2 pseudogenes are annotated in these 540 nt (G+C 60.4%); both read left to right on the top strand.

Features of this window, described 5'->3' with window-relative positions:
* Positions 1 to 308: pseudogene (locus tag HGP29_RS28595) on the top strand (hypothetical protein); the annotation flags it as partial.
* Positions 308 to 540, top strand: a pseudogene (locus tag HGP29_RS28590) (hypothetical protein); the annotation flags it as partial. The pseudogenes HGP29_RS28595 and HGP29_RS28590, both read left to right, overlap by 1 nt.

Raw genomic sequence — 540 nt, 5'->3', positions numbered from 1 at the left:
CCAAAATAAAAGCCATCACCCTGCCGTCGGCGTTTTCGGCGATGCTGGGGATCACCGAGGCGGCAATCTTCGGGATTAACCTGCGCTTTGTGAAACCGTTTATCGCCGCGCTGGTGGGCGGTGCCGCCGGCGGCGCCTGGGTGGTGTCGATGCACGTCTACATGACCGCGGTAGGCCTGACGGCGATCCCGGGGATGGCTATCGTGCAGGCCAGCTCGCTGCTGAACTACATTATCGGAATGGCGATCGCCTTCGCCGTGGCCTTCGCGCTCTCTCTGACGCTGAAATACAAAACGGACGCTGAATAATGTCATTACCGTCACGTCTGCCTGCGATCCTGCAGGCCGTTATGCAGGGCCAGCCGCAGGCGCTGGCCGACAGCCATTATCCGCAATGGCATCTGGCGCCGGTCAACGGACTGCTGAACGATCCTAACGGCTTTTGCCAGGTCGCCGGGCGTTACCACCTGTTTTATCAGTGGAACCCGCTCGCCTGCGACCATACCTATAAGTGCTGGGGACACTGGAGCTCTGCCGATCT

This window comes from Flammeovirga agarivorans (assembly GCF_012641475.1).
GTDB classification, from domain to species: Bacteria; Bacteroidota; Bacteroidia; order Cytophagales; family Flammeovirgaceae; genus Flammeovirga; species Flammeovirga agarivorans.
Note: the sequence above shows the minus strand (reverse complement) of the source record. Positions and strands in the feature narration are given on the sequence as shown.